We start from the raw sequence: 1,041 nt of genomic DNA, 5'->3' as shown, positions 1-1,041 counted from the left end.
GAAGGCCCGATCAAGGCCGTAATATTATTCTCTGGCACCTGCATATTGATACCATGTAAAGCATGGTGATCACCATAGTGAAGGTTTAAGTCTTCAGCGACGATCTTTATGTTATTACCACTTGATTTCATACTTCTTCCTTAGGTAAATAGCTGCAGCGTTCAGTGTGATTAATATCGACAGTATGACAACAATGCCCGCTGCTGTTTTTTCTACATATGCACGTTCAGGCATACCCGCCCACGTAAAGATCTGGGCCGGCAGTACCGTCGCAGCCTCCATGATCGACGAAGGTGAATCTGGGATGAATGCAATCATTCCAATAATGATTAATGGAGCGGTTTCCCCCATGGCTTGCGCCATGCCAATTATCGTACCGGTCAAGATGCCTGGTAGCGCAATGGGTAGAACGTGGTCTTTGACAACTTGAATTTTGTTAAGGCCCAAACCATAACCTGCATGGCGAATTGACTCGGGTACACTTCTGAGTGCAGCACGAGAACTGACAATAATAATTGGTAATGTCATTAGCGCTAAAGTGATACCGCCCACTAATGGCGAGCTTCTTGGCAGACCAAATAAATTAATAAATACTGATAAGCCTAGTAGGCCGAATAATATTGAAGGAATAGCCGCGAGGTTGTTTATATTCACTTCAACAAAACGGGTAAAGCGGTTGTCGGATGCAAACTCTTCCAGGTAAATTGCCGTCATCACACCAATCGGGAAAGCAAAGGCCATTGTTACTAACAAGGTCAGTACCGAGCCTACGATGGCAGACAGTATCCCGGCATTCTCTGGCATTTTAGAGTCACCCTTACTGAAGAAAACACTATTCCAGCGTAATTCTAACTTACCTTCTTCTTTCAACTTATCGACTAGGGCAAGCTGCTTTTCTTTCAGGTTATAGTGATGACCTTTTAAATACTGGTCAACCTGGTCATCAGCCAATGCCCACATTGTTTGGCTTGTACCCATCAATTCAGGCTGGTCTCGCATGGTTTTTGTTAACGTACGTAGCCAAGCCCTACTTACAATTTT

General features: G+C 44.2%; 1 protein-coding gene. It reads right to left on the bottom strand.

Features of this window, described 5'->3' with window-relative positions; genetic code table 11:
* Nucleotides 1-114 precede the first annotated feature (114 nt).
* Nucleotides 115-1,041 (bottom strand): phosphate ABC transporter permease PstA (gene pstA / locus A3729_RS21155; protein ID WP_068634253.1); only part of this gene is annotated, 927 nt, incomplete at its 5' end.

The organism is Oleiphilus sp. HI0043, from assembly GCF_001634935.1.
Note: the sequence above shows the minus strand (reverse complement) of the source record. Positions and strands in the feature narration are given on the sequence as shown.